The sequence below is a fragment of the Hungatella sp. SL.1.14 genome (assembly GCF_024460495.1).
GTDB lineage: Bacteria > Bacillota > Clostridia > Lachnospirales > Lachnospiraceae > Hungatella > Hungatella hathewayi.
In genome coordinates, this window is the sequence record NZ_JANFYJ010000157.1 from 1 (window position 1) to 399 (window position 399).

Below are 399 nucleotides of genomic sequence, written 5' to 3' on the forward strand. Positions count from 1 at the left end.
GCTGTCCCGTCTCACGGATAAACCGGTTAAAACAATCATCTATACCCATGGTCACCCGGATCACCGGGGCGGCGGCGGCGCGTTCCGGGACACGGTGGAGGAGATCATCGCCTTTGCCCCAAAAAAGGCCGTATTAAAAGGCACCGACCGGATCAATCCAATCCTGAACAAAAGAACTTTCCGCCAGTTCGGCTACGGTTTGACCGACGAAGAGCTCATTACCCAGGGACTGGGAATCCGGGAAGGCCACGCCATCGGCGACGGCGTCTATTCGTTTCTTCCGCCTGCCACGCTCTATACCGAAGATTCCGTCATACGCACCATCGATGGAGCCACCTTCGAGATGGTATCCGCGGTCGGAGAGACGGATGATCAGATCTTTCTGTGGCTTCCCGGGGA

Annotated in this window: 1 protein-coding gene; it reads left to right on the forward strand. The window is 56.9% G+C overall.

What is annotated here, in order from left to right:
* Positions 1 to 399 (forward strand): MBL fold metallo-hydrolase (locus NE473_RS30460; protein ID WP_256265583.1); only part of this gene is annotated, 399 nt, incomplete at both ends.